3 protein-coding genes are annotated in these 3511 nt (G+C 72.0%); all 3 read left to right on the top strand.

Going from position 1 to position 3511, the window contains the following annotated elements:
• Positions 1-226: 226 nt before the first annotated feature.
• Positions 227-1357, top strand: coding sequence for a Gfo/Idh/MocA family oxidoreductase (locus AB0F40_RS27370; RefSeq protein WP_357475463.1), 1131 nt, complete (start codon positions 227-229; stop codon positions 1355-1357).
• Between the two features lie 68 nt (positions 1358-1425).
• A complete protein-coding gene (locus AB0F40_RS27365) occupies positions 1426-2583 on the top strand; it encodes a dihydrodipicolinate synthase family protein (RefSeq protein WP_357475461.1) in 1158 nt (385 codons plus the stop codon).
• Complete coding sequence (locus AB0F40_RS27360; protein ID WP_357475459.1) at positions 2580-3440, top strand: sugar phosphate isomerase/epimerase family protein; 861 nt, start codon at positions 2580-2582, stop codon at positions 3438-3440. The genes AB0F40_RS27365 and AB0F40_RS27360 overlap by 4 nt, the downstream gene beginning before the upstream one ends.
• Positions 3441-3511 lie beyond the last annotated feature (71 nt).

Raw genomic sequence — 3511 nt, 5'->3', positions numbered from 1 at the left:
GGGCCGGGGGGCGCCTGGGGTGGGGGGGTTGGTTCACTCCGGTGGTTTTTTTACCTCGGCGGTCGCCCCGCGCCTGCCCCCCCCTTCTTCAAACCCCCCGACCTCGGTGCAAAGTCACGACCTCGGGCATGTCGCACCGAGCCGAGGGTGCGCTATGGTGGGACGGAAAGCGCATTCCCAAGTCTCGACGATGGAGTCTCGCACCGTGACCACACTTCGCATCGCCATGAACGGCGTCACCGGCCGCATGGGTTACCGCCAGCACCTCGTGCGCTCGATCCTGCCGATCCGCGACCAGGGCGGCGTGACGCTCGCCGACGGTTCCCGGATCCAGGTCGAGCCCGTGCTGGTGGGCCGCAACGCGGACAAGCTCAAGGAGCTCGCCGCGCTGCACGACGTCGAGCACTGGACCACCGACGTCGACGCCGCCATCGCGGACGCCGACGTCGTGTTCGACGCTGCCATGACCAACCTGCGCCCCGCGACGCTCGCCAAGGCGATGCGCCAGGGCAAGCACGTCTACACCGAGAAGCCGACCGCGGAGACCCTCACCGAGGCCATCGAGCTCGCGCGGCTCCAGGCCGAGACGGGCGTGACCGTCGGCGTCGTGCACGACAAGCTGTACCTGCCGGGCCTGGTGAAGCTGCGCCGGCTCGTGGACGAGGGCTTCTTCGGCCGCATCCTGTCGCTGCGCGGCGAGTTCGGGTACTGGGTGTTCGAGGGCGACTCGCAGCCCGCCCAGCGCCCCTCCTGGAACTACCGCAAGGAGGACGGCGGCGGCATGACCACCGACATGTTCTGCCACTGGAACTACGTGCTGGAGGGCATCCTCGGGCAGGTCAAGACGGTGACGGCCAAGACGGTCACGCACATCCCGGCCCGCTGGGACGAGTCCGGCAAGGAGTACGCCGCCACGGCCGACGACGCCGCGTACGGCATCTTCGACGTCACCACGCCCGGCGGGGACGATGTCGTGGCGCAGATCAACTCGTCCTGGGCCGTGCGTGTGTTCCGCGACGAGCTGGTCGAGTTCCAGGTGGACGGCACCCACGGTTCCGCCGTCGCGGGCCTGCGCGAGTGCCGCGCCCAGCACCGTTCGCACACCCCGAAGCCCGTCTGGAACCCGGACCTGCCGGTCACCGAGCCGTTCCGCGACCAGTGGCTCGACGTCCCCGCGAACGGCGACCTCGACAACGGCTTCAAGCTGCAGTGGGAGGAGTTCCTGGCCGACGCCGTCGCCGGGCGCCCGCACCGCTACGACCTGCTGTCGGCCGCGCGCGGCGTGCAGCTCGCCGAGCTCGGGCTGCAGTCGTCCGCGGAGGGCCGCCGGCTCGACATCCCGGAGATCGTGCTGTGAGCGGGGTAGCAGTCGCGTTCCCCGTGTTCGACGGCGACGGCCGGGTCACCGGTTCGGAGACCGTCCAGCTGAGCGCTCCGGGCCCGTGGACGACGCCGTCGGGCCCGCTGACCAGCCGCGTCGCCTTCGCGGCGGCCCACGTGGTGCCGCAGATCGGTGCGGAGAACGTGCCGGGTGCGCCCGCCGTCGTCGACTGGGACTCGACCCTCGCCTACCGGCACCGGATCTGGGAGCACGGGCTCGGCGTCGCGGACGCCATGGACACCGCCCAGCGCGGCATGGGGCTCGACTGGACGGCTACCCAGGAGCTCGTGCGGCGGTCGGCGGCCGAGGCCGCGTCCGTGAACGCGCGCATCGCCTGCGGCGCCGGCACGGACCAGCTCGCGCCGGACGTCGTCGCCGGGCTGGAGCCGGGTGACGCGGGCCTCGCCAAGGTGGCCGACGCCTACCGTGAGCAGGTGCACCTGGTGCAGGACGCCGGGGCGCAGGTCATCGTCATGGCCTCGCGCGCGCTGGCGAAGGTGGCCCGCGGTCCCGAGGACTACGCCCGCGTGTACGACGCCGTCCTGGCCGACGCCGAGCAGCCGGTGATCCTGCACTGGCTGGGCACCATGTTCGACCCGGCACTGGCCGGGTACTGGGGCTCGGACTCCGTGGACTCCGCTACCGCGACGTTCCTCGACCTGGTCCGAGCGCATCAGCCGCGGATAGACGGCGTCAAGGTGTCGCTGCTCGACGCCGCCCACGAGGTGGGCCTGCGCCGCTCGCTGGAGGCACTGCCGCCGTCGGACGCGGGGACGAGGCCCCGGCTCTACACCGGTGACGACTTCAACTACCCCGAGCTGATCGCGGGCGACGAGCAGGGCCACTCGGACGCGCTGCTCGGCATCTTCGCGGCGATCTACCCCGCCGCCTCGACGGCCCTGCAGGCGTTCGACGCCGGGGACGCCGCGGGCGGGCACAAGATCCTCGCCTCGACCGAGGCGCTGGGCCGGCACATCTTCGCCGCGCCCACGTACTACTACAAGACCGGCATCGCGTTCCTGGCCTGGCTCAACGGGTTCCAGCCCGGGTTCTCGCTGGTGGGCGGCCTGCACTCCGGCCGTTCGCTGCGGCACCTGGCCGAGCTGGCCCGGCTGGCCGACGGCTGCGGCATGCTGCTCGACCCGCCGCTCGCCGCCGCGCGTCTGCGGGCTTTCCTCACGACGAACGGGTTCACCTCATGAGCAGGGCTTCCCTGAACACGGCAACCGTCAAGCACGCCTCGCTCGCCGAGGCGTGCGAGGCGGCGGCCACGGCGGGCTTCGGCGCCGTCGGGCCGTGGCGCAACCTGGTGCAGGACGTCGGGGCGCAGCAGGCGGCCCGCATCATCGCCGACGCCGGCCTGCGCGCGTCGTCGCTGTGCCGCGGCGGGTTCCTCACCGCGGCCGACGACGCCGGGATCCGCGCCGCGCTCGACGACAACAAGCTGGCGATCGAGGAGGCAGCGACGATCGGCACCGCTGAGCTGGTCTTCGTCGTCGGCGGGCTGGCGGGTTCGACGCCGGGCGGCGCCCCGACGTCGACCGTGGACCGCGACCTGGTCTCCACGCGCGGCCGCGTGGCCGACCGGGTCGCCGACCTGGTGCCGTTCGCCGCCGAGCACGGCGTGCGGATAGTGCTCGAGCCGCTGCACCCGATCTTCGCCGCAGACCGGGCGGTGATCTCGACGCTCGCGCAGGCGCTGGACCTGGCTGCGCCGTTCGCGGCGTCCGAGGTGGGGGTCGTGGTCGACACCTACCACGTGTGGTGGGACCCCTCGCTGCGCAGGTCCATCGCACGGGCCGGACGGGAGGACCGCATCGCGTCGTACCAGGTGTGCGACTGGGTGCTGCCGCTCGCGGCCGAGCCGTTGAACTCGCGCGGCCACGTGGGCGACGGATACATCGACTTCGCGACCATCACCGGCTGGGTGCGGGACGCCGGCTACGTGGGCGATATCGAGACGGAGATCTTCAACGAGGAGATCTGGGCACGGCCAACGGCGGAGACGGCGGCGACGGTGCTGACCCGCTACGAGAAGCACGTGGCCCCGCACCTGTAGGTCGTCGCGCAGGGTGGTCGGTAGAACGTCAGGTGGTCGGTACCCCGGGTTACCGACCACCTGACGTTCTA

This window comes from Promicromonospora sp. NPDC023987 (assembly GCF_040639055.1).
Lineage (GTDB): Bacteria > Actinomycetota > Actinomycetes > Actinomycetales > Cellulomonadaceae > Promicromonospora.
This window is presented reverse-complemented; position numbering and strand designations above follow the sequence as displayed.

What these genes read in the sequence shown, in the direction of transcription:
- AB0F40_RS27360 (WP_357475459.1), top strand. Translation starts at nt 2,580, where the DNA reads ATGAGCAGGGCTTCCCTGAACACGGCAACCGTCAAGCACGCCTCGCTC.
- AB0F40_RS27370 (WP_357475463.1), top strand. Translation starts at nt 227, where the DNA reads ATGAACGGCGTCACCGGCCGCATGGGTTACCGCCAGCACCTCGTGCGC.